General features: G+C 72.9%; 18 protein-coding genes. 12 read left to right on the top strand and 6 right to left on the bottom strand.

Features of this window, described 5'->3' with window-relative positions:
- Positions 1-138: 138 nt before the first annotated feature.
- Positions 139-780: a hypothetical protein gene (locus tag BM536_RS12160; protein ID WP_211362870.1), complete on the top strand. Its 642-nt coding sequence runs from the start codon at positions 139-141 to the stop codon at positions 778-780.
- A 12-nt stretch (positions 781-792) separates the two neighbouring features.
- On the opposite strand, the gene BM536_RS12155 is transcribed toward BM536_RS12160, so the two are convergent.
- Positions 793-1,902, bottom strand: a complete 1,110-nt coding sequence (locus BM536_RS12155; protein ID WP_073491556.1) for a mechanosensitive ion channel family protein — start codon at positions 1,900-1,902, stop codon at positions 793-795.
- Between the two features lie 315 nt (positions 1,903-2,217).
- Here BM536_RS12155 and BM536_RS12150 point away from each other — a divergent pair, with 315 nt between their 5' ends.
- The 4 genes from BM536_RS12150 (at position 2,218) to BM536_RS12135 (ending at position 6,555) form a co-directional block, all read left to right on the top strand.
- Positions 2,218-2,754, top strand: a complete 537-nt coding sequence (locus BM536_RS12150) for an HNH endonuclease (RefSeq protein ID WP_067244152.1) — start codon at positions 2,218-2,220, stop codon at positions 2,752-2,754.
- Between the two features lie 1,153 nt (positions 2,755-3,907).
- Positions 3,908-4,120: a hypothetical protein gene (locus BM536_RS12145; RefSeq protein WP_073491558.1), complete on the top strand. Its 213-nt coding sequence runs from the start codon at positions 3,908-3,910 to the stop codon at positions 4,118-4,120.
- A complete protein-coding gene (gene malQ, locus BM536_RS12140; RefSeq protein WP_094102916.1) occupies positions 4,121-6,193 on the top strand; it encodes a 4-alpha-glucanotransferase in 2,073 nt (690 codons plus the stop codon).
- A gap of 80 nt (positions 6,194-6,273) precedes the next feature.
- On the top strand, positions 6,274-6,555 hold the full coding sequence (locus tag BM536_RS12135; protein WP_073491589.1) for a hypothetical protein: 282 nt from the start codon (positions 6,274-6,276) through the stop codon (positions 6,553-6,555).
- A 287-nt stretch (positions 6,556-6,842) separates the two neighbouring features.
- Here BM536_RS12135 and BM536_RS12130 read toward each other — a convergent pair whose 3' ends face one another.
- Entirely contained in the window at positions 6,843-7,346 is a 504-nt protein-coding gene (locus tag BM536_RS12130; RefSeq protein ID WP_073491559.1) for a MarR family winged helix-turn-helix transcriptional regulator, read from the bottom strand.
- 129 nt (positions 7,347-7,475) lie between these two features.
- On the opposite strand from BM536_RS12130, the gene BM536_RS12125 reads away from it, so the two are divergent.
- Positions 7,476-8,411: an EamA family transporter gene (locus BM536_RS12125; RefSeq protein WP_073491590.1), complete on the top strand. Its 936-nt coding sequence runs from the start codon at positions 7,476-7,478 to the stop codon at positions 8,409-8,411.
- 31 nt (positions 8,412-8,442) lie between these two features.
- Positions 8,443-11,046 carry an aminopeptidase N gene (gene pepN, locus BM536_RS12120; RefSeq protein ID WP_073491560.1) on the top strand — a complete coding sequence of 868 codons (2,604 nt, stop codon included), beginning with the start codon at positions 8,443-8,445 and terminating at the stop codon, positions 11,044-11,046.
- An 82-nt stretch (positions 11,047-11,128) separates the two neighbouring features.
- On the opposite strand, the gene BM536_RS12115 is transcribed toward pepN, so the two are convergent.
- Positions 11,129-12,322, bottom strand: coding sequence for an RNA polymerase subunit sigma-70 (locus BM536_RS12115; protein ID WP_245873462.1), 1,194 nt, complete (start codon positions 12,320-12,322; stop codon positions 11,129-11,131).
- A gap of 133 nt (positions 12,323-12,455) precedes the next feature.
- Between BM536_RS12115 and BM536_RS12110 the strand changes: the two genes are divergently transcribed.
- On the top strand, positions 12,456-12,968 hold the full coding sequence (locus BM536_RS12110; RefSeq protein ID WP_094102914.1) for a DUF1203 domain-containing protein: 513 nt from the start codon (positions 12,456-12,458) through the stop codon (positions 12,966-12,968).
- Here the strand turns inward: BM536_RS12110 and BM536_RS12105 are convergent, their stop codons facing one another.
- Positions 12,969-13,994: an aspartate-semialdehyde dehydrogenase gene (locus tag BM536_RS12105; RefSeq protein ID WP_073491561.1), complete on the bottom strand. Its 1,026-nt coding sequence runs from the start codon at positions 13,992-13,994 to the stop codon at positions 12,969-12,971.
- Positions 13,995-14,316: 322 nt separating this feature from the next.
- Here BM536_RS12105 and BM536_RS12100 point away from each other — a divergent pair, with 322 nt between their 5' ends.
- The gene (locus tag BM536_RS12100; protein ID WP_094102913.1) at positions 14,317-14,850 is read left to right on the top strand and encodes a sigma-70 family RNA polymerase sigma factor; all 534 of its coding nucleotides are present in this window, start codon (positions 14,317-14,319) and stop codon (positions 14,848-14,850) included.
- Position 14,851: 1 nt separating this feature from the next.
- The gene (locus tag BM536_RS41745; protein ID WP_079274892.1) at positions 14,852-15,724 is read left to right on the top strand and encodes a hypothetical protein; all 873 of its coding nucleotides are present in this window, start codon (positions 14,852-14,854) and stop codon (positions 15,722-15,724) included.
- Positions 15,725-15,777: 53 nt separating this feature from the next.
- Here the strand turns inward: BM536_RS41745 and BM536_RS12090 are convergent, their stop codons facing one another.
- Positions 15,778-19,086, bottom strand: coding sequence for a S8 family serine peptidase (locus BM536_RS12090; protein ID WP_094103111.1), 3,309 nt, complete (start codon positions 19,084-19,086; stop codon positions 15,778-15,780).
- Positions 19,087-19,418: 332 nt separating this feature from the next.
- The gene (locus tag BM536_RS12085) at positions 19,419-20,000 is read right to left on the bottom strand and encodes a CGNR zinc finger domain-containing protein (protein WP_073491563.1); all 582 of its coding nucleotides are present in this window, start codon (positions 19,998-20,000) and stop codon (positions 19,419-19,421) included.
- A 135-nt stretch (positions 20,001-20,135) separates the two neighbouring features.
- Between BM536_RS12085 and BM536_RS12080 the strand changes: the two genes are divergently transcribed.
- Both BM536_RS12080 and BM536_RS12075 read left to right on the top strand, forming a co-directional pair.
- Positions 20,136-20,582: a VOC family protein gene (locus BM536_RS12080; protein WP_073491564.1), complete on the top strand. Its 447-nt coding sequence runs from the start codon at positions 20,136-20,138 to the stop codon at positions 20,580-20,582.
- Between the two features lie 26 nt (positions 20,583-20,608).
- Positions 20,609-21,496: a pyridoxamine 5'-phosphate oxidase family protein gene (locus BM536_RS12075; RefSeq protein ID WP_073491565.1), complete on the top strand. Its 888-nt coding sequence runs from the start codon at positions 20,609-20,611 to the stop codon at positions 21,494-21,496.
- Positions 21,497-21,500 lie beyond the last annotated feature (4 nt).

Here is a 21,500-nt window from a genome sequence, read left to right as displayed (position 1 = left end):
CCTGCCTCTCTCGACCGCCCAGCTTCTCATGATCACTGTTAGGAAGGTTTCCTGTTCGGTGCACGGAAGGTAAGCCCGTCGGCCGGGAGGCGTCAAGGGAGGTGCGGGATCACGCGGGGGAGTGCGCCACACGGCTCGATGCTCTTGGATACGGCTCGTGGACCGAAGACTCCTGCTCGCTGCCGCGTCGTCCTCACGGACAGCGGGCTGCTCCTGCTCATGGCGCTGTGCCTGATCCCCGTGTGGAAGGACGGGGTCACCTGGCGCAACGCCGCCGAGTCCCTCGTCGTCGGGCCGGGCGTGGTGGCCCTGGCCCTGCTCGCCGCCGTCGCACAGTGCGCCGACCTGGCCCGCCGGGCCCGCGGCAGCGGCCTCCCGGTCACCGTGCACGCGGACGACGACACCCAGACGCTGACCCTCCCGGGGAGGACCTGGCGCCCCGAGGACCGCGACCGCTTCAAGGCGGCACTGCTCGCGTCCGGACGCACCTCGGGCGTCGAGGAAACGCCTGCCGGTGAACTCCGCTTCCGGTGGCGCCCGCTGCGCTCCTGGCGGTTCGTGCGGGCCACGGTGTCCCGCGACGGGACCACGGGCGGCGTACGGCTGGACATCCGCGGCGGCGAGGAACAGAGGGGCAGGGACGACAGGCGGCAGCCCGGCAGGCACGGCTTCCGCCTGCCCCCGGGCAGCGGCTTCGTCGCCCTGTGCCAGCTCGTCCGGCTGGTGGAGGGCGGCCAATCCCCGGGGAGGGGCGCAGGCGCCGTGTCCCGCGAGGAGTAGTTCCGGGTTCCGCTACTTCGCCGTCCCCGGCGGGGTCAGGGGCGTCAGCGGGGAAGCCGCCGCGGACTGCGGGGAGGTCGTGTTGGCGTAGACCGACGGGGCGGCCACCCCGGCCGTCGGATCGAGGGCGGGGTCCTCCTCCGGCGGGACGGTGGCGCCGCCGACGATGCGGATGTCCGCCGCGTCGAAGGCGCGCTTGATCCGCCAGCGCAGCTCGCGCTCGACGGTCAGGGACTTGCCGGGCATCGTCTTCGCGGAGACGCGGACCACCATCGAGTCGATCAGGACGCTCTCCAGGCCGAGCACCTCGATCGGGCTCCAGAGGAACTCGTTCCAGGGCTCCTCCCGGTTCATCTTCTCGGCGACCTCGACGAGGGTGGCCTTGACGCGGTCCAGGTCCTCGGACGCCTTGACCGTGACGTCCACCCCGGCCGTCGCCCAGCCCTGCGACAGGTTCCCGATCCGCTTGACCTCGCCGTTGCGGACGTACCAGATCTCGCCGTTGTCACCACGCAGCTTGGTCACGCGCAGGCCGACCTCGATGACCTCGCCGGAGGCGACACCCGAGTCGATCTGGTCGCCGACGCCGTACTGGTCCTCCAGGATCATGAACACGCCGGACAGGAAGTCCGTGACCAGGTTCCGGGCACCGAAACCGATCGCGACGCCTGCGACACCGGCGGACGCCAGCAGCGGGGCCAGGTTGATCTCGAAGGTGCCGAGGACCATCAGGGCGGCGGTGCCGAGGATCAGGAAGCTCGCCACCGAGCGCAGCACCGAGCCGATCGCCTGCGACCGCTGCCGGCGACGCTCGACGTTGACCAGCAGCCCGCCCAGCGTCGAGCCGCCGTCGGCCGACGGGACCGAGCGGCTCATCCGGTCGATGAGCTTGGTGATGGCCCGCCGCACCACCACTCTCAGGATCGCCGCGATCACCAGGACCAGCAGGACGCGCAGACCGATCGCGAGCCACGTCGTCCAGTTCTCCTCGACCCAGCCGGCGGCGTTCGTCGCGCTCTCCTGGGCGTCCTGGAGCGACGGGACGGTCACGGCGGTCGGCGACTCCGAAGGGGTCGGGGTGGGCGACGAGCCGGCGGCCGGCAGGACGGCGGACAAGGACACGGCAGGTACCTCCAGGTGCGGCGCTGCTCCCTCCGGCGTTGCGGTCAAGGTGGTCCAGGTCACGAAAAGGTCACCGGTGGGGCAGGAGCCCCACACTAACGGGGCATCGTGTGTGCCTCGGCGGGATGTGTGAAGGAGGGACCGTGTTCACCTGCGCTTGAACAGGCGGGGGCGCGGGGGATGTATCCGGGTGTGGTCGAAAACACTCCCAGCCCGTTACCGGGACATGGTGGCGCGTCCACCAGGCAAGAGGAGAGACTGACGTCAGATCGTCCCGGCGCGAGCCACGCGCCGCCGACGCCCGAGGAGGCATCCGTGCCGCATGTCCTGGTCCTGAACGCGTCGTACGAGCCGCTCGGCGTCGTACCGCTCCGCCGCGCGCTCGTCCTCGTTCTGGAGAACAAGGCGGTCTCCCTGGAGGAGTCCGGCGCCTTCCTGCACAGCGCGACCGTCACAGTCCCCGCACCCAGCGTGGTCCGGCTCAAGCGATTCGTCCGGGTTCCCTACAGGGGGCCCGTTCCGCTCACCCGCCGGGCGCTCTTCGCCCGCGACGGAGGCCGGTGCATGTACTGCGGTGGCGTCGCAACCAGCGTCGACCACGTCATCCCGCGCAGCCGCGGGGGCAAGCACGTGTGGGACAACGTCGTGGCGTCCTGCCGTCGTTGCAACCACGTCAAGGCCGACCGCCACCTCGTCGAGATCGGCTGGCGGCTGCGGCACAAACCCGCCCCGCCCACCGGTCTGGCCTGGCGCATCATCGGGACCGGCCATCGGGACCCGCGCTGGCTGCCGTACCTGCAACCGTACGGCGCGGACGACGCCCTGGCCCGGATCGACGGCATTTCCGCCTGAACCGATCCGGGCTTTTGCATGCCCCGTGGCCGGCGCCACGGGGCCTTGCGGCGCGGCTCACCGCGTACGTGCTCCGGGTGGGCGCCGCGTGCCGCGTACAGGGCCGCACCCAGCAGAATCGCGCCAACCGCGGTCAGCCATGCCCACGGCCGGGCGCCGGCCGGCCCACACCGAGACCGCCCGGCCGCCCACCCCGAGCGCCGCCGGGATCACCGCGCCGACGTGGCCGAGGACCGGCAGCCGGCTCAGGGGGGCGCCCAGCAGGACGGCCGCGGCGTCCGCGACGCCGGGGCGCCCAGCAGGTTCCAGCAGCTTCCAGCAGGTTGCGAAGCACGGGCGCGGGGCCGAGGGCGAGACCCTCGTCGAGGACGGTGAGCGCCGGCAGCGCGCCCGCCAGGGCGGTGGGGCCCAGCAGGTGGGCCAAGCCGACGGGGCCACCAGGGCCGTACCGCCGTACGGTCCAGCTCGTCGAGGGGACGCGCAGGCCGCCGCCGACCACCGCGGCGGCCGGCAGCGGGACCAGGGCGACCAGGGTCCGCATCCGGGCCCCGGATCGGGGGTGGTGTCCGTCCACAGCGCCGCCCGACCGTCGACGGCGACCGCCCCGGTGAGCGCGGCCGGCGCCCGGGGCAGGGCCCGGGAACGGGCGTACAGCAGGGTCCCGCCGGTCACGGCGCGGGCACCCCGTCCGGATCGCGGTCGCCCGCCGTGGCGAAGTGCGCCGACAGCCTGACCCGGCGCTCGTCCGCCGCCATCGACACGAGGGGGAGCGGGCGGCCCGCCGCTCGCGGAGGTCGACGCGGGCGGCCTCGTCGTCATTGGACCGCAGCGGCGCCGCGTCCGTGTCGCCCTCCCCATCACCCCTCATGGGGCGGAACAGGCTCACACCCGCTTCGCCGGCCGGTCCGGCGCCGACGGTTCACGCGGGAAACCGAGCGGCGCGCGCTCTGCCGTAATCACCCGGGATTGGGGAGAATGTCCGGGTGTGGAATGTGACGAGATGCGTGTTGTCCGCTACGGGGACGTCTGCGGCCGCGCCCGCTGGGTAGGGCTTTTGCGGTAACCCGCCAGACACCGTCAGGCGCCGCCCGGGCGCCGTACGACGCCGCCGCGCAACCCCCGCGAAGGCGCCGTCCCCGACAAGGAGGCCACCGTGGTCGCACCGGCACACCAGCTGCTCCCGAACCGTTCCAAACGCCCGGCGGCGCCGTCCGCCTACACCGAAGAACCCCACCTGTACGTGTGCAGCGCGGAGGGCGGCCGTGCCGAGGCCCCGCTGACCAGCGAACCCCCGCTGCCCGACGCCGAGCCCCTCACCAGCGAACCGCCGCTCGCCGCCGCGGACTCCGACTTCACGAGGCCGTAGATGACCGAACCCCTCGGAGAGGACCTCACCCGGCTCGCCGCCCTGCACGGCGTGGCCGTCTCCTTCCGGCCGTCCCCGGACCGCACGGTCACCGCCTCGGCCACCGCCGTCACCCGCGTCCTGGCCGCCCTCGGCGTGGACGCGGGCACCCCGGAGGCGACCCGCGCCGCGCTGGCCGACCGGGAACGCGAACTGGCCGGGCGGCTGCTGCCGCCGACCGTGGTCCGCTGGAGCGGCGAGGGCGACGAGCCCGACGCCCTCGCCGCCCTCCCCGAGGGCACCCGCCTGCTGATCGAGACCGAGCAGGGCGACACCCGCACCTCCCTCGAGCAACTCCCGCCGGGCGTCCACACGGTGACCGCGACCGCGCCCGACGGCCGCACCGCCGACGCCCACCTCGTCGTGGCCCCGCCCCGGCTGCCGACGCCCGCGGGACGCTCCTACGGCCTCCTCGTCCAGCTCTACTCGCTGCTGTCCCACCGCTCCTGGGGCATGGGCGACCTCGGGGACCTCGCCGAGCTGACCGGCTGGGCCGGGCGGGCGCTGGGCGCCGGGTTCGTGCAGGTCAACCCGTTGCACGCGGCCGTGCCCGGCGCCCCCACCGACCCCTCCCCGTACCGGCCCTCCTCGCGCCGCTTCCCCGACCCGGTGCACCTGCGGATCGAGGACATCCCAGAGTTCGCGTACGTCACCGACCCCGAGCGGGTGCGGGGGCTGCGGGAACGGGCCGCGCGGCTGCGCGAAACCGTCCTCGACAAGGGCGCCCTGATCGACCGGGACGCGGTGTGGGAGCTGAAGCGGGAGGCGCTGGAGCTGATCGCCGCCGTGCCGCTCGGGCCGGGCCGGCGCGCCGCCTACTGCGACTTCCTCGCCCGCGAGGGCCAGTCCCTGGAGGACCACGCCACCTGGTGCGCGCTCGCCGAGGTGCACGGCTCCGACTGGCACCGGTGGCCGGAGGGGCTGCGCGACCCGCGCTCCGCCGAGACCGCCCGCGCCCGCCTGGAGCTGATGGACCGCGTCGACTTCCACTCCCGGCTGGCCTGGCTCACCGACACCCAGCTCACCGCCGCCCAGCGCACCGCGCGCGAGGCCGGCATGCCCCTCGGGATCGTGCACGACCTCGCGGTCGGCGTGCACCCCGGCGGCGCGGACGCCTGGGCCCAGCAGGACCACCTCGCGGCCGGCATGTCGGTCGGCGCGCCCCCGGACGCCTTCAACGCCCGCGGCCAGGACTGGGGCCTGCCCCCGTGGCGCCCCGACCGCCTCGCCGAGTCCGGCTACGCCCCCTACCGCCGCCTGCTGCGCGCCCTCTTCCGCTACGCCGGAGCCCTGCGCATCGACCATGTGATGGGCCTGTTCCGGCTCTGGTGGGTCCCCCAGGGCGAACCGCCCACCGAGGGCACCTACGTCCGCTACGACGCCGAGGCCATGCTCGCCCTCCTGGTCCTGGAGGCCTCCCGGGCCGGCGCGGTGGTGATCGGCGAGGACCTCGGCACCGTGGAACCCGGCGTGCGCGAGGCCCTGCGCGAACGCGGGGTGCTCGGCACCTCCGTCCTGTGGTTCGAGCGCGACTGGGACGGCGACGGCCGCCCGCTGGCCCCCGACCACTGGCGCGCCGACTGCCTCGCCACCGCCACCACCCACGACCTGCCCTCCACCGCCGCCCGCCTCACCGGCGAACACGTCGAACTCCGCCACCGGCTGGACCTGTTGAACCGCCCGCTGGAGGAGGAACGCGCGGAGGCCGCCGCCGACACCGGCGAGTGGCTCGACGTCCTCTCCCGGCTGGACCTCCTCCAGGGCACCGGCGGGGGCGCCGACACCTCCTCGGAGGAGGCCGAGATCCAGGCCGTCCACCGGTTCCTGCTGCGCACCCCGGCCCGCATGATCGGCGTCTGGCTCCCGGACACCGTCGGCGACCGCCGCCCGCAGAACCTCCCCGGCACCTGGGACCAGTACCCGAACTGGCGCCTGCCGATCGCGGACGCCGAGGGCCGGCCGGTGACGCTGGAGGAACTGGCGGCGTCCCCGAGACTGCACGCGCTGATGGAGGTGCTGCGGGAAGGGGAGTGACGGGGGCTGCCGGGGACGTCCGTGCCTCGTACGGCACCCCGGACGCGCGCGCCCGAACGCGGTTCGCTAACTTGGGCACCGTGGACAAGAAGAACGCCCTGCGCGCCGGCGCCCTGGCTGCCGGTACGACGCTGATGATGCTGCTCATGTCGTCCCCCGCGCTCGCGCTGACCCGCGACGACGGCGACGACCCCGGTCAGGGCCTCAGCGTCATCGAGACGCTGGGCCTCTATGTGGTGGCGCCGATCGGCCTGTTCGTGGTCATCGCCGCCCTGGTGTGGGTGCTGGACCGCTCGAAGGACCGCGGCGACACCACCAGCTCCAACATCACGGTGAAGGGCAAGGCCGCCAAGGCCGGCTGACCCCTCCCGCCCGGCACACCTCTCGAGGGCGCCGTCCCCGACCGCCGTACGCGCACACCGCCGTACGACGCCGGAGACGGCGCCCTCGCGCGTCGTACGGTCCCTGAGCCGGGAGTCTCTCGCGCGTCGTATGGTCCCTGAGCGGGGAGTCCCTCGCGCGTCGCACGGCTCCTGAGCCGGGAGTCCCTCGCGCGTCGTACGGTCCCTGAGCCGGGAGTTCCGTGTCCGTGGTCGCGGTGCGGTCGGCCGCCACAGCGAGCCCCGGGGCCCCGGTCTCCGTTCGGTGCCTACCGCTCTGTCGCCAGCAGCAGTTCTCTCAGCAGGCCGGCCAGTTGGCCGGCCCGTTCGGCGTCCAGGGCCGCCGTCAGGGCCTCCGTCTGGACGGCGAGACCCGCGCCGACCGCCTCCTCGACCACGGCCATGCCCTGGTCGGTGAGGGTCACCTGGAGGCCACGGCGGTCGTGCGGGTCGGGGGAGCGGCGCAGGAGTCCGGCCCGTTCCAGTTTGTCGAGGCGGCCGGTCATGCCGCCGGTGGTGAGCATCAGCGTCGCCGACAGCTGCCGGGGCGAGAGGGCGTACGGCTCGCCGGAGCGGCGCAGGGTGGCCAGCACGTCGAACTCGCCGCGCGAGATCCCGAGGCCCGCATAGGCCTTCTCCATGCGGTCGCCCATCGCGCGGGCGAGCCGCGAGACGCGGCCGAAGACCTCCATGGCGGTGGTGTCGAGGTCGGGCCGTTCGGCCGCCCACTGCTCGACGATCGCGTCGACGGGGTCCTTGCGCTGTGCACTCATGCGGGGAGTATCCGCGCGGTTCCGGTCACCCGCAAGAAAGTAGCTTGACGACAAGTTGCTTAGCGCTAAGCTAATCATCACCAAGCTAAACCGCGCCCAGCTGAACCCTTTCCGAGAGGGGTGCCGGTCATGAACCGGGCCGCAACCGTTCTGCTCACCGCCCTCGCCCCCCTCTCCTGGGGCACCACCTACGCCGTCACCACCGAGTTCCTGCCGGCCGACCGCCCGCTGTTCACCGCCCTCACGCGAGCCCTGCCGGCCGGCCTGCTGCTGCTCGCCCTCGTACGGGTGCTGCCCCGTGGCGCCTGGTGGGGGAAGGCGACGGTGCTCGGCGCCCTCAACATCGGCGCCTTCTTCCCGCTCCTGTTCCTCGCCGCCTACCGGATGCCCGGCGGCATGGCGGCCGTCGTCAGCTCGGCCGGACCGCTGTTCGTCGTCGCGCTCTCGGCACTGCTGCTCGGTCAGCGGCCCGCCGCCCGCACCCTGCTGACCGGCGTGGTGGCCGCGTTCGGCGTCAGCCTGGTCGTGCTGAAGGCGACCGGGGGACTGGACGCGGTCGGACTGGCGGCGGCGGTCGCCTCCACGGCCTCGATGTCGGCCGGTCTCGTCCTGGCCAAGAAGTGGGGCAGCCCCGCCGGGGTCGGCCCGCTGGCGCTCGCCGGCTGGCAGCTCACCATCGGCGGCCTGCTCATCGCACCCCTCGCCCTCCTGGTCGAGGGTGCCCCGCCCGCCCTGGACGGCGCGGCCGTCGGCGGCTACCTCTACCTGGCCCTGGCGGGCACGGCGGTCGCGTACTGGCTGTGGTTCCGCGGGCTCGGCCGGCTCAGCGCCACCCAGGTCACCTTCCTCGCGCCGCTCTCCCCGCTGACCGCCGCCGTGGTCGGCTGGGCGGCCCTCGGCGAGGCGCTGACGGCCCTGCAACTGGTCGGGATGGCACTGGCGTTCGGAGCGACGGTGGCAGGACAGCTCACCCCACGCCGTGCCGAGGTCACCCCGGTCGTGGACGGCCGCCGGGAAGCGCCGGAGAAGGTCGTCGCCCGACGCGGCGCCGCCGTGGAAGGATGACGCAACCGACACATAACGAGGAGATGACCGCGTGCCTGGCACAAACCTGACTCGCGAAGAGGCGCAGCAGCGGGCGAAGCTGCTCACCGTTGACTCGTACGAGATCGAACTCGACCTGTCCGGTGCGCAAGAGGGCGGGACCTACCGGTCCGTGACGACGGTGCGCTTCGACGTCGCGGCCGAGGGCCCCTCCGGCTCGGGCGGAGCCGGGAGCGGGGGAGGCGCCGAGTCCTTCATCGACCTGGTGGCGCCGACCGTCCACGAGGTGACGCTCAACGGGGACGTCCTCGACCCGCACGAGGTGTTCGCCGACTCCAGGATCGCCCTGTCCGGCCTCCTGGAGGGCCGCAACATCCTGCGCGTCGTCGCCGACTGCGCCTACACCAACACGGGTGAGGGGCTGCACCGGTTCGTCGACCCGGTCGACGAGCAGGCCTACCTCTACACCCAGTTCGAGGTGCCGGACGCCCGCCGCGTCTTCGCCTCGTTCGAGCAGCCGGACCTCAAGGCGACCTTCCAGTTCACGGTGAAGGCGCCGAGCGGCTGGACGGTCGTCTCCAACTCGCCGACGCCGGAGCCCAAGGGCGACGTCTGGGTGTTCGAGCCGACCCCGCGCATCTCCACGTACATCACCGCGCTGATCGTCGGCCCGTACCACTCCGTGCACAGCGTGTACGAGAAGGACGGGCAGAGTGTGCCGCTCGGCATCTACTGCCGGCCCTCGCTCGCCGAGTTCCTCGACTCGGACGCGATCTTCGAGGTCACGCGGCAGGGCTTCGACTGGTTCCAGGAGAAGTTCGACTACGCGTACCCGTTCAAGAAGTACGACCAGCTGTTCGTGCCGGAGTTCAACGCGGGCGCCATGGAGAACGCGGGCGCGGTCACCATCCGCGACCAGTACGTCTTCCGGTCCAAGGTGACCGACGCGGCGTACGAGGTGCGGGCCGAGACGATCCTGCACGAGCTGGCCCACATGTGGTTCGGCGACCTCGTCACCATGGAGTGGTGGAACGACCTGTGGCTGAACGAGTCGTTCGCCACCTACACCTCCATCGCGTGCCAGGCGTACTCCCCGGACAGCCGGTGGCCGCACTCCTGGACGACGTTCGCCAACTCCATGAAGACCTGGGCCTACCGGCAGGACCAGCTGCCGTCCACCCACCCGATCATGGCCGAGATCCGTGACCTGGACGACGTCCTGGTCAACTTCGACGGCATCACCTACGCCAAGGGCGCCAGCGTCCTGAAGCAGCTCGTGGCGTACGTCGGCATGGACGCGTTCTTCGCGGGCGTGCAGGCGTACTTCAAGCGGCACGCGTTCGGCAACACCCGCCTGTCCGACCTGCTGGGCGCGCTGGAGGAGACCTCCGGCCGCGACCTGGGCACCTGGTCGGAGAAGTGGCTCCGGACCGCCGGCATCAACATCCTGCGCCCCGAGATCGAGACCGACGCCGACGGCGTCTTCACCTCCTTCGCGATCCGCCAGGAGGCCCCCGCGCTGCCCGCCGGAGCCAAGGGCGAGCCGACGCTGCGTCCGCACCGCATCGCCGTCGGCCTGTACGACCTGGACGAGGCGAGCGGCAAGCTGGTGCGCGGGGAGCGCGTCGAACTGGACGTGGACGGCGAGCTGACGGCCGTACCGCAGCTGGTCGGCAAGCGGCGGCCGGACGTCGTCCTGCTCAACGACGACGACCTGTCGTACGCCAAGGTCCGCCTCGACGAGCAGTCCCTCGCCTTCGTCACCGAGCACCTCGGCGACTTCGAGGCGTCCCTGCCGCGCGCCCTGTGCTGGGCGTCCGCCTGGGACATGACCCGCGACGCCGAACTGCCCGCCCGCGACTACCTGTCCCTGGTGCTGTCCGGCATCGGCAAGGAGTCCGACATCGGTGTCGTGCAGTCCCTGCACCGCCAGGTCAAGCTCGCGGTCGACCTGTACGCCGACCCGGCCGCCCGCGAGGCCCTGCTGACCCGCTGGACCGACGCCACGCTGGCACACCTGCGCACCGCCGACGCCGGCAGCGACCACCAGCTGGCGTGGGCGCGGGCTTTCGCGGCCACGGCCCGTACGCCGGAGCAGCTGGACCTGCTGGAGGCACTGCTGGAGGGCACGCAGACGATCGAGGGCCTCGCCGTCGACACCGAGCTGCGCTGGGCGTTCGTACAGCGCCTCGCGGCGGTCGGCCGGTTCGACGAGGCGGAGATCGGCGGCGAGTACCAGCGCGACAGGACCGCGGCCGGCGAGCGGCACGCGGCGACCGCCCGCGCCGCCCGTCCGACGGCCGAGGCCAAGGCGGAGGCGTGGGCGTCGGTCGTCGAGTCCGACAAGCTGCCCAACGCCGTCCAGGAGGCCGTCATCGGCGGCTTCGTGCAGACGGACCAGCGCGAGCTGCTGGCGCCGTACACGGACAGGTACTTCGACGTCGTCAAGGACGTCTGGGACTCCCGCTCGCACGAGATCGCCCAGCAGATCGCGATCGGCCTCTACCCGGCCGTCCAGGTCTCCGAGGAGACCCTGCGCAAGACGGACGCCTGGCTGACCTCGGCCGAGCCGAACGCGGCCCTGCGCCGCCTCGTCTCCGAGGCCCGCTCGGGCGTGGAGCGCGCCCTGAAGGCCCAGGCCGCGGACGCGCGCTAGCGGCAGTCGTCCGTACGGTTCGTACGGTGGTGAGGGGCGCCCGGTGTCCGGCCGGGCGCCCTTCGCCGTGCCGGGGGAGCGTTCACAGCCGCAGGGGCAGGCCGAAGGCCGGGAGGAGATGCGGCTCGAAGGACGTGATCTCCACGATCCGCCCGCCCTCGACCCGCAGCACGTCGAGGGTCTGGGCGCGGTGGACGTTCGTACCGGGCCGCCGGAGGTAACCCCCGGCCGCGGGCTGCCCGTTGGCGCGGGCGGGCAGGTGCCGCCAGTGGCCGGGGAAGGCGGGGGAGGCCACGTCCATGCCCGGCCGCAGGAAGGCCAGGACGGCTTCCCGGCCCCGGCACCAGGACGGGTTCGGCGGTGCGGTGAACAGGACGTGGTCGGCGAGCAGCCCGCCCAGGGAGGCAAGGTCGAGGGCCGCGACGGCGGCCGTGTACCGGGCGAGGACGGCTGCTTCCGTCTCGGGCGACTCCCGGGTCCGCCCGTCCGACAGCAGGTCGCGCAGGGCGGGCCGGGCCCGTCGCAGGGCGCCGTCGACCGAGACCGGTGTCAGGTCGAGCGTCTCGGCGGCCTCGCCCGGGCTCAGCCCGAGCACGTCCCGCAGGATCAGCGCGGCCCGCTGCCGCGGCGGAAGGTGCTGCAGGGCCACGAGGAGCGGCAACTCCAGCGTGCCGTACGGCACGCCGGGGTCCTGGTCCGCCTCCGGCAACTCGTCGTCCGGGTAGGGCTGGAGCCAGGCGACCCGCGCGGGCGGCTCACCGGCGTGGCCGCTCGTGCCGGGCAGCGGCTCGTAGTCGTGGGGGCGGCGCGCGGTGCGGCGCAGCAGATCCAGGCAGGCGTTGGTGGCGATCCGGTACAGCCAGGTCCGTACGCTCGCCCCGGCCCGGAAGGTGTCCCGGGCCCGCCAGGCCCGCAGGAAGGTCTCCCGGACGAGGTCCTCGGCGTCGTCGTAGGAGCCGGTCATGCGGTAGCAGTGGACCAGGACCGCACGGCGGTGCGTCTCGGTGAGCGCGGCGAAAGCGGATTCCGGCAGCGCGAGTTCGGGCGGGCCGACGCCCGGCTCGCCGTACCCGTGATTGTCGTCCGCCGCCGCGTCGCGCGCCGTCCGGGCCACCCGCCGCAGCCGGTCCACGGAGGCCGCCAGCCGGGCCACCCCGGCGTACAGCGCGGCGGGCTCCCCGGGCGACAGCTCCGCCGCCCCGCGTCCGATGTCGTCGATGAGGCCCTCCACGGTCACCTCACCGCCGGGGCGGGACCCTGCGTCGGTCCAGGCCACGCTCACCTCCTGAAAGTTGAGATCGAGACGACCGTACGCCGGATCACGACCCCGGCAGACCGGGAAGGTGAGATGTGCGCGATGTCCGGAACCCGCCGGTGGGGACGGCCCGCGACGCGTGAACCTGGAACGCATGACGACCACCACCGCGACCACGGCGTACACCGCCCGCCCCATCACCCCCGGCGCCCTGGCGGAACTCCGCGTCACCGACGACGCCGGACGCCCCACGACGCCGTTCACCGACGAGGAGGGCGGCGCCCCGCTGCGCTGCTGCCTGCGCCGCGGCACACCGGGTGAGCGGATCGCCCTCGTCTCCTACGCCCCCCTGCGCCGCCGGTCCGCCGCCGCGGGAACGGACCCCGGGGCGTACGACGAACAGGGCCCCGTCTTCGTCCACGCCGACCCCTGCCCCGGCCCGGACGGCGGGGCGCTGCCCTTCACGAACGCGCACCGCACGGTCCGCCGCTACTCCGCCGACGGCCGCATCCTGGGCGGCCGGCTCGTCGAGGACCCCACGCCGGAGGCGTTCACACGGGCCTTCCGGGAAGCGTTCGACGACCCGGCCGTGGCGTTCGTCCACGTCCGGGCCGTCGAGTACGGCTGCTACCTCTACGAGGTGGCCGCGGAGGCCACCAGGGGCTGACTAGCCCTTCGGCTCCGTCAGCTCCTTCGCCACCAGCTCCGCGATCTGCACCGCGTTCAGGGCCGCGCCCTTGCGCAGGTTGTCGTTGGAGACGAACAGGGCGAGGCCGTTGTCCACGGTCTCGTCCTGGCGGATACGGCCCACGTACGACGCGTCCTTGCCGGCCGCCTGGAGCGGGGTCGGGATGTCGGTGAGGACCACGCCCTCGGCGTCCGCGAGCAGCTCGGTGGCGCGCTCGGCGCTGATCGGGCGGGCGAAACGGGCGTTGACCTGGAGGGAGTGGCCGGAGAACACCGGGACGCGCACACAGGTGCCGGAGACCTTCAGCTCGGGGATCTCCAGGATCTTGCGGGACTCGTTGCGGAGCTTCTGCTCCTCATCCGTCTCGTTCAGGCCGTCGTCGACGATCGAGCCGGCCAGCGGGATGACGTTGAAGGCGATCGGCCGCTTGTAGACCTGCGGCTGCGGGAAGTCGACGGCCTCGCCGTCATGGGTGAGCCGGTCGGCCTCGGCGACGACCTTCTGCGCCTGGCCGTGCAGCTCCGCGACGCCCGAGAGGCCGGAGCCCGACACCGCCTGGTAGGTGGCGACCACCAGGGCCTCCAGGCCCGCCTCCGCGTGCAGCGGCCTGAGGACCGGCATCGCGGCCATCGTGGTGCAGTTCGGGTTGGCGATGATGCCCTTGGGGCGGTTCGCGATCGCGTGCGGGTTCACCTCGGAGACGACCAGCGGCACCTCGGGGTCCCGGCGCCAGGCCGAGGAGTTGTCGATCACGACGGCGCCCTGCGAGGCGACCTTCTCGGCCAGCGCCTTCGAGGTCGCGCCACCGGCGGAGAACAGCACGATGTCGAGGCCGGTGTAGTCGGCGGTCGACGCGTCCTCGACCGTCACGCCGTCCAGCTCGGTCCCCGCGGAACGGGCCGAGGCGAACAGGCGCAGCTCGGTGACCGGGAAGTTTCGCTCCTTGAGGATCCTGCGCATGACCGTGCCGACCTGACCGGTGGCTCCGACGATTCCGACCCTCACGGCGACTCCTCTGTCTCTGCTTCTACGTGCGTAATGCCTGGCCGAGGCTTTTCCATGATGCGGCCGACATGGGCCTGCCTGTCCAATTCTTTGGCCGGCATGCCCGAGGACTGGGACACCCCGCAGCCCCGCGCGGTTCCGGAACTCCCGTCCACACCCCCGCTGAGCTGGAGGAATTCGCCCCGCGAGGGCTCCCCGCCGCAAGCTGTGCTGCCCGGCGCGGCGGTGTGACGTACGCCTCCGAACGATTTCCCGGCACCGGGCCGAACGTTTCCGTGGGCCACGGCGTCGTAGAGGTGACGCGGGGAGGGGAGGGGTGTCTGTGCTGCGCAGAAAGGCCCGCCGCGGACCGGGGGAGGACACCGCGCACGGTGATCCCCTGGACGCGGCGCAGGAACGCCGGGTGCGGGCGGTGCTCGCGCTCGGCGGGGTACCGCAGGCGGACTTGCCGGACGGGGTGCAGCAGGTCCGCCTGCGGCTGCTGGAACGTGCCGCCAAGGGGGACGAGGCGCCGCGGGACGTCTCGGCGTGGGCGGCCGTCGTCGCCTCCAACCTCGCGATGGACTGGCACCGGGCCAAGCGCCGCCAGGAGCGCCTCGGCGAACGGCTGGCCTCCCTGCGCCAGCACGAGCACCCCTCCGGCGAGGACACCAGCGTGCTCTCCCTCGCCGTCGCCCAGGGCCTGGACGACCTCCCCGACGCCCAGCGCCAGGTGGTCGTCCTGCGCTTCTACGCCGACCTGCCGGTGCGCTCGATAGCCGAGGAACTGGGCGTCCCCGAGGGCACGGTCAAGAGCCGCCTGCACACGGCGGTCCGCGCCCTGCGCACCCGCCTGCACGAGGACGAGGTGGTGTGACATGACCGCCGAACACGAGCACGAGCACTTCGACGAGGAGGCCCGGGAGGCCCGGGAGGCCCGCGAGGGCCGCGGTGGCCGCGGTGGCCGGGACGGCGACGGCGGCCATGGCGGTCACGGAGGTGACGGAGGTGACGGCAGTGGTGGTGGTATGGATCCGCTGATGGCCGTCCTCCTCGGTGCGCCGTTGTCCGAGGAGGACCGGAGCGATCCCGCCTTCATGGCCGGGCACCGGGCCGCGACGGCCGACGTGGACCTCCTGCGCGAGCAACTGGGCGTCCTCGCCGATGCCCTGGGCCGGCCCCGGCCGCCGGCGGCAGCCGTGCGGCGACCGGTGGTCGTTCCGTTGCGGCCGTCCCGGCGGCGTCTGTTCCCGCTGGTCCTGAAGACGGTCGGGGTGGCCGCGGCCGGTGCGCTGGTCGTCGGGAGCGGCTGGCTGCTCGTCCAGGTCGACGGGGGCGCGAACGACAGCGCCTCGTCCAGCGGCGCCGACAAGGCGGTCACCGACGAGAGGTCCGCCGCGTCCGGTGCGTCGGACAGCTCCCTCGGCGACCCGGGCTATCTCGCCTGCGCCCGGCTGGTGGTCGAGGGGGACGTCACGGACGTCGCCCCGGTGCGCGGCACCTCCCGGGAGCGCGTCACCCTGCACGTGACCCGCTTCTACAAGCCGCAGACGTCGACGCAGGACGAGGTCGAGTTCGTGATGGAGCGGGACATGGACCCGCTGGTCGCGGAGGGCGACCACGTCCTGGTCGGCTTCGCACGGGGGTCCGGGGCCCCCGACGTCTGGGCGGTCGGCGAGGCCGACATCGCCGCCGAGCGCGCGGCGCTGGCCCGCGCGCTGCCCGAGGCGAGCGGCACGGCCTGCGAATGAGCGAGGGGCGGGCGCCCGACCGGACGCCGCCCCCCTCACCGCTCACCCAGGTGCTACGGCAGGACCTTCTCGATGGACACGCTGCCGAGGCCCGCGACGGTGCCGCGCGCGTTCACCAGCTGGACCTGGCCGAAGAAGGACCGGCCCTCCGGCGCGGGGGCCGCGGCGGTGACGGTCGCGGCGACCGTCGTCGAGGCGCCCGTGGCCAGCTTCACCGGCGTCGTCTCGTCGACGCCGACCGTGCCGAGCGAGGACGAGAAGAACACGTCCAGGTAGTCGTACGCGGTCGTGCCGGCCGGCACGGAGTAACCCGCGACCTCGATGGTGTACGTCCCGGCGGCGGGCGACGGGATGGACACCGCCTCGTTGGAGTCACCGTCGGCCTGCTGCGCGACCTGGTTGCCGGCCGCGTCGTACACGGTCAGGTCGAGGTCGGCGGAGGCGTCGGAGACGCCGCCGATGGAGACGTCCAGGGACTTGGCGCCCGCGGGCACCTCGACCGTGGTCGTCTGGTTCTCGTGGTCCGCGATGGTCGGACGGGCCTGCTTGGACGAACCGAGCGGACCGCCCACCAGCTTGCCGTCGACGGCGGCGAAGTTGTTCGTCACCTTCCACGAGACGGGGGCCGGGGTGCCGACCTTCGCCTCGGGCACGGTCACGGTCTCCGGGTCGAAGGCCGCGCCGAACACGGTGACGTCCAGCTTGTACGGGTTGTCGAGCAGCGGCGACGTGCGGCGCGACTCGACCTCGATCTCCCAGACGCCGGGCTGCGGGTCGGCGTACGACCGCGCGTCGGGCCGGCAGCCGTTGCCGTCGAGGTAGTTGTTGTAGCAGTAGACGGTGGCGCTGTCCTCGACGGCGACACCGTACGGGTGGATCGAGATGAACCGGGTCTGGCTCTTGTCCTTCAGCCCGCCGATCGCGACCTCCAGCGACGACGCGCCCTCGGGCACGGTCAGGAAGTAGTGCTGCGAGCTGTTGCGCTGCACGGTGTTCCGCGTGGAGAACGTGTGCGCCACCGGCGTCGAGACGACGACCGTGTTCAGGACCAGCTTGTCGGTGCCCTCGGTCTTCGGGTCGTCGACCTCGAGGATCGCGCTCTTGATGCCCGCGGACTTCGGAGCGGCCTGGATCTTGACGGTCACCGGCTTGTTCAGCGGCAGCTTCACCTCGTCCGAGCCGAGGATCCGGAAGGCGCCGGCCGCGTTGTTCTCGAGGTGCAGCTCGTGCCGGATCGCCTTGGCGGCACCGGTCGTACGGGTGATGGTGACGTCGTACGTCTTCTTCTGACCGGCCTTCAGGCCGCCCTCGCGGTCGTAGATGCCGGTGCCGAAGCCCGGCGTCTTCAGCGCGGCGTCGAGCGCGGTGTCGACCGGGGCCTTGACCGTGTACTCGTGGGCGGTGGCGCCGTCCTCGATGGCGTCCCAGGCGTCCACGATGTTGATGGCGCCCGCGCCCTCCTCGTAGGCCTGGAGGCCCTTGATGTGGTCGGCGGTCGAGGTGAGCGCCGTGCGCAGGTCGGCCGGCGTCAGCTCGATCCGCTTCTGCTTGGCGGCGCTCAGCAGCAGCGCCGAGGCGCCCGCGGCCTGCGGGGACGACATCGACGTGCCCTGGAGCATCCCGTAGCCGGCCGGCAGGGTGTAGCCCGCGTCGGCGACCGGGGCGCCCGGCAGCCAGGTCTGGATGGTGTTGATCGCGGCACCCGGGGCGACCAGGGTCGGCGTGAAGCCGCCGTCCTCACGCGGGCCGCGCGAGGAGAAGGGCAGCAGCGCGTACTTCTTCGTCACCTGCGAGCCGTAGTTGGCGGCCCAGGTCTCCTTGGAGATGGCCGCGCCGACCGAGATGACCTTGTCGGCCAGGCCGGGGTCGCCGACGGTGTTGGCGCCGGGGCCCTCGTTGCCCGCGGAGATCACCAGCTGGACGCCGTAGGTGTCGATGAGGCGCGTGTACATCTCGGCGCGCGCGTTGTTGCCGTCGTTCAGCGCCGGGAGGCCGCCGATCGACATGTTGACGATGTCGACACCGCGGTTGACGACGAGGTCGATCATGCCCTCGGTGAGCGCGACGTTGGTGCAGCCGGGGCCGAAGACGCAGGCACGCGAGGAGACGACCTTCGCGCCGGGGGCCGCGCCGTCCATCTCGCCGCCGAACAGGCCGTTCGCGGCGGTGATGCCGGCGACGTGGGTGCCGTGCTCGCTGGCGATGAGACCGATGTTGGCGAAGTCGGCCTTCTTGCCGACCCAGTCGCCGCCGTACGGGTCCATCGGGACGTCCTTGCGGACCTCGACGACGAACGGCTGCCGCTCGGCGACGTCGGTCGACGGGTCGTCGGTGCCGAAGTACCCGATCTGGTAGCCGTCCTTGTACGGCTTCATGGCGGTCTCGTCGGTGAAGTCGCCGTTGGCGTTCACATCGACGGTGACCGTGCCCGCGGCGGCGTCGTACAGCACGCCCCAGGAGTCGGTGGTGTCGCCGTCGCGGTTGACGTCGCCCTGGGCGTCGCCGCCCGCGGTGGCCGACTCGCGGAACAGGTTGATCGAGTGGGTGCCCGCCGGCGCGGTCCAGGTGCGGCCGCCGTAGGTGAAGGTGGGCCCGGAGACCGAGTTCACCATGGCGCGCCAGCTCGCGTCGCCGTCCAGGATCGGGTCGGTGGCGGTGACCCAGTCGACGATCTTGCGCTCACCGGTGGTGGTCTTCTGCAGCGCGGGGTGCGCGAGGTCCACGCCGGAGTCCAGCACACCGATGGTGATGCCGCGGCCGTCCGCCTTCGGGTGGTCGTCCACGAAGTCGACGGCGCCCGTCTCGAAGGACGGGTTGTACGGGTTCTCGGCGGGCGTCTTCTTGTTCGGCGCGGGGTAGGCCTTCGCGCTCGTGGTGCCGCCCGCGCTCTTGGCGGCGTCCGCGGTCGGCGTCGGGTCGTCGAGGACGATCTCCTGGCGCAGGTCGATCGCGCGCACCGAGGACAGCTTGGTGGCGGCGGCGATGGCCGAGTCCGCCCTGCCGGTCGGGACGGTGGCGCGGACGTAGCCGAGCTTGTCGTAGGACAGGCCCACGGAACCGCCCTTGACCGCGTCCAGCTCACCGGCGACCTGCTCGGTCTGACCGGGTGCCGTGGCGACCATCAGCGTCACGTTCTTGTCGCCGGCGGCCTTGGCCTCGGCGAGGAGGTCGGCGTCGTCGGAACCGAGCTTCTCGGCGGCGGACTTCACGCCGGGGTCGGCGGCGGCCGGGGCCTGGTCGGCGGAGAAGGCCAGGGGTATCGGCCCGGCCGCGGACAGCGCGGCCACCAGACCGGCGGCCACGGCTATCTGGGCAACGCGTCTTGCGCCGGTCATCGGTTCGCGCTGGGGGGTGTGGGTCATCGGCATCCCTTGTAGGTAAAGGAACGAGCGTCGCGCGACCGGGCCGTTCCTGCCTGATCGCGAACGTCCGGAACGCGGTCCCGGACGATCGCAGCCTTGTCCAAGGGACTGCTGTTTGGGGATAGTTGACCGAATCGATATGGATGTATGGGGAAAACCCTCTACGAGTCACCTGTGCAAGGGTTGTCGGCCATCCGTGTGACCCGGGTGGGGTGTTGCTCGTGTGACCCGGGTGGGGTGTCGCTCGTGTGACCCGGGTGGGGTGTCGCTCGTGCGGCCCGGGTGGGGTGTCGCTCGTGTGACCCCGATGAGGCGTCGCCCGTGCCGGCCGGTCAGGCGTCCTTCGTGCGGGCGTAGTGGCGGGACGCCTTCGCGCGGTTGCCGCAGCCCGCCATCGAACACCAGCGGCGGGTGCCGTTGCGCGAGGTGTCGAAGAAGTGCAGGACGCATGCCTCGTGCGCGCAGCCGCGGATCCGGTCGGGCGCGGTGGCGAGCAGTTCCAGGTAGTTGCGGGCCGCCAGCCAGGCCGGTCCCCAGGCCTGGTCCGCGAACTCGGCGCGCTCACCCGGGCCCTCGGCGGTGAGGGTGGGCCGGATCCGCCCGTGCTCCAGCACGGCGTCCACATCGGCGGTGGCCGCCCCGGCCGAAGGTGCCCCGCTGGCGGTTGCCCCGCTCACGGATACCCCGTCCACGGCCGCCTTGAGCGCGTCGCGCGCCCGCAGGACGTGCCGCAGAGTGGCCGCGTCCGCGGTGAACCGCCCGTCCAGCCCGTTCGCCGCGAGCCACACCGCGAGTCCGTCCGGACCGGTCAGCAGGTCCTGGAGGGTCCCCTCCCGCATCCAGCGCGTGTTGAGCAGGTCGAGCGCGAGGGGTTCGCCGGTGAGGGGGCGCGGGTCGGGGGTGGTGGTGGGCATCGGGGCTCCTCTCGCACTAACCACCAAAGAGTACGTGACCGGTTGACGCGGCCATCTCTAACCCCTAACTTTACTTACAGAGGTTAGAACTGCCAGAAACCGCCAGACCCGCTTCCGTCGAAGGGCACACCCGTCATGACCCTGCGCACCGGCCACATCGGCCTGAACGTCACCGACCTCGACCGCTCCCTCGCCTTCTACCGGGACGTCCTGGGATTCGCCCTCGTCGGAGAGGGCAAGGAGGAGGGCCGGCGGTACGCCTTCCTCGGTGACGGCGACCGGCTCGTCCTCACCCTCTGGCAGCAGGCGCAGGGGTCGTACGACGGAGCCCGCGCCGGACTGCACCACCTCGCCTTCGAGGCCGATTCGGTCGATCGGGTCCGGGAGTACGAGGCGGCCCTGCGGGCCCACGGCACCGACTTCGTCCACGAGGGCGTCGTCGCCCACCACGAGGGCGCGGCCTCCGGCGGCATCTTCTTCCACGACCCCGACGGCACCCGCCTGGAGATCTCGGTGTCCGACGGGGTGGAGGGGGCCCCGGCGCCCGCCGACGCGTCCGCTCCGACCTGCGGCTTCTTCTAGGCCACGGGCCAGGCCGCGATCAGGTCATGGACCTCTACCACGCAGGCTCGCGCAGCCTCCAGGACCGGCTCGGCGTGCGCGACCTCGCCGACCACGTCGGCCGGTCCGTCGGCGAGGGCATCCGGCCCGTCGCCGCCGCCTTCCTGGAACTCCAGCCGCAACTCGTCCTGGCCGCCGCCGACCCCGCGAGCGGCGCCGTATGGGCCTCGGTGATCACGGGAAGCCCCGGCTTCGTACGGGCCACCGGCCCCCGGCGGATCTCCGTCACGGGAGGGCCCGCCCCGGCCGACCCGCTCACGACGGCCCTCGCCACCCCGCACACCCCCGTCGGCACGATCGCCCTTGACCCGCGCACCCGCCGCCGTATGCGGCTCAACGGGCTGCTGCGGCCCACCCCGCGCGGCTTCGCCGTCGAGGCCGACCAGGTGTTCTCCAACTGCCCCAAGTACCTCCAGAAGCGCGAGACCTGCGAAACGGTGTCCGGCCGCCTTGCCGAGCCGCCCCGGCGGGGCACCGCACTCACCCCGGACCAGGCCGGTTTCGTCTCCGCCGCCGACACCTTCTTCCTCGCCAGCGTCCGCACGGGCGGCGCCGACGCCAGTCACCGCGGCGGCAACCCCGGCTTCGTACGGGTCGTCTCGCCGGGCGAACTGGCCTGGCGGGACTACCCCGGCAACGCCATGTTCCTCAGCCTCGGCAACCTCACCGTCGACCCGCGCGCCGGACTGCTGTTCCTCGACTGGACGACGGGCCGCACCCTCCAGCTCGCCGGGGAGGCCCGCACCGAGTTCGGCCCCGACGGCGAGCGCACGGTCCGCTTCACCGTCGCGCACACCGTCGACACCCCCGCCGCGCTCCCCCTGCGCTGGTCCGCGCCCGCATACTCACCTGCCAACCCGGACCCTGACCGCTAACGTC

The organism is Streptomyces phaeoluteigriseus (assembly GCF_001896135.2).
GTDB classification, from domain to species: domain Bacteria; phylum Actinomycetota; class Actinomycetes; order Streptomycetales; family Streptomycetaceae; genus Streptomyces; species Streptomyces phaeoluteigriseus.
The sequence above is the reverse complement of the archived record's forward strand: the minus strand, read 5'-3'. Positions and strand labels throughout refer to the sequence as shown.

What these genes read in the sequence shown, in the direction of transcription:
- BM536_RS12160 (WP_211362870.1), top strand. Translation starts at nt 139, where the DNA reads ATGCTCTTGGATACGGCTCGTGGACCGAAGACTCCTGCTCGCTGCCGC.
- malQ (WP_094102916.1), top strand. Translation starts at nt 4,121, where the DNA reads ATGACCGAACCCCTCGGAGAGGACCTCACCCGGCTCGCCGCCCTGCAC.
- BM536_RS12130 (WP_073491559.1), bottom strand. Translation starts at nt 7,346, where the DNA reads ATGAGTGCACAGCGCAAGGACCCCGTCGACGCGATCGTCGAGCAGTGG.
- BM536_RS12125 (WP_073491590.1), top strand. Translation starts at nt 7,476, where the DNA reads ATGAACCGGGCCGCAACCGTTCTGCTCACCGCCCTCGCCCCCCTCTCC.
- BM536_RS12110 (WP_094102914.1), top strand. Translation starts at nt 12,456, where the DNA reads ATGACGACCACCACCGCGACCACGGCGTACACCGCCCGCCCCATCACC.
- BM536_RS41745 (WP_079274892.1), top strand. Translation starts at nt 14,852, where the DNA reads ATGACCGCCGAACACGAGCACGAGCACTTCGACGAGGAGGCCCGGGAG.
- BM536_RS12090 (WP_094103111.1), bottom strand. Translation starts at nt 19,086, where the DNA reads ATGACCCACACCCCCCAGCGCGAACCGATGACCGGCGCAAGACGCGTT.
- BM536_RS12085 (WP_073491563.1), bottom strand. Translation starts at nt 20,000, where the DNA reads ATGCCCACCACCACCCCCGACCCGCGCCCCCTCACCGGCGAACCCCTC.
- BM536_RS12080 (WP_073491564.1), top strand. Translation starts at nt 20,136, where the DNA reads ATGACCCTGCGCACCGGCCACATCGGCCTGAACGTCACCGACCTCGAC.
- BM536_RS12075 (WP_073491565.1), top strand. Translation starts at nt 20,609, where the DNA reads ATGGACCTCTACCACGCAGGCTCGCGCAGCCTCCAGGACCGGCTCGGC.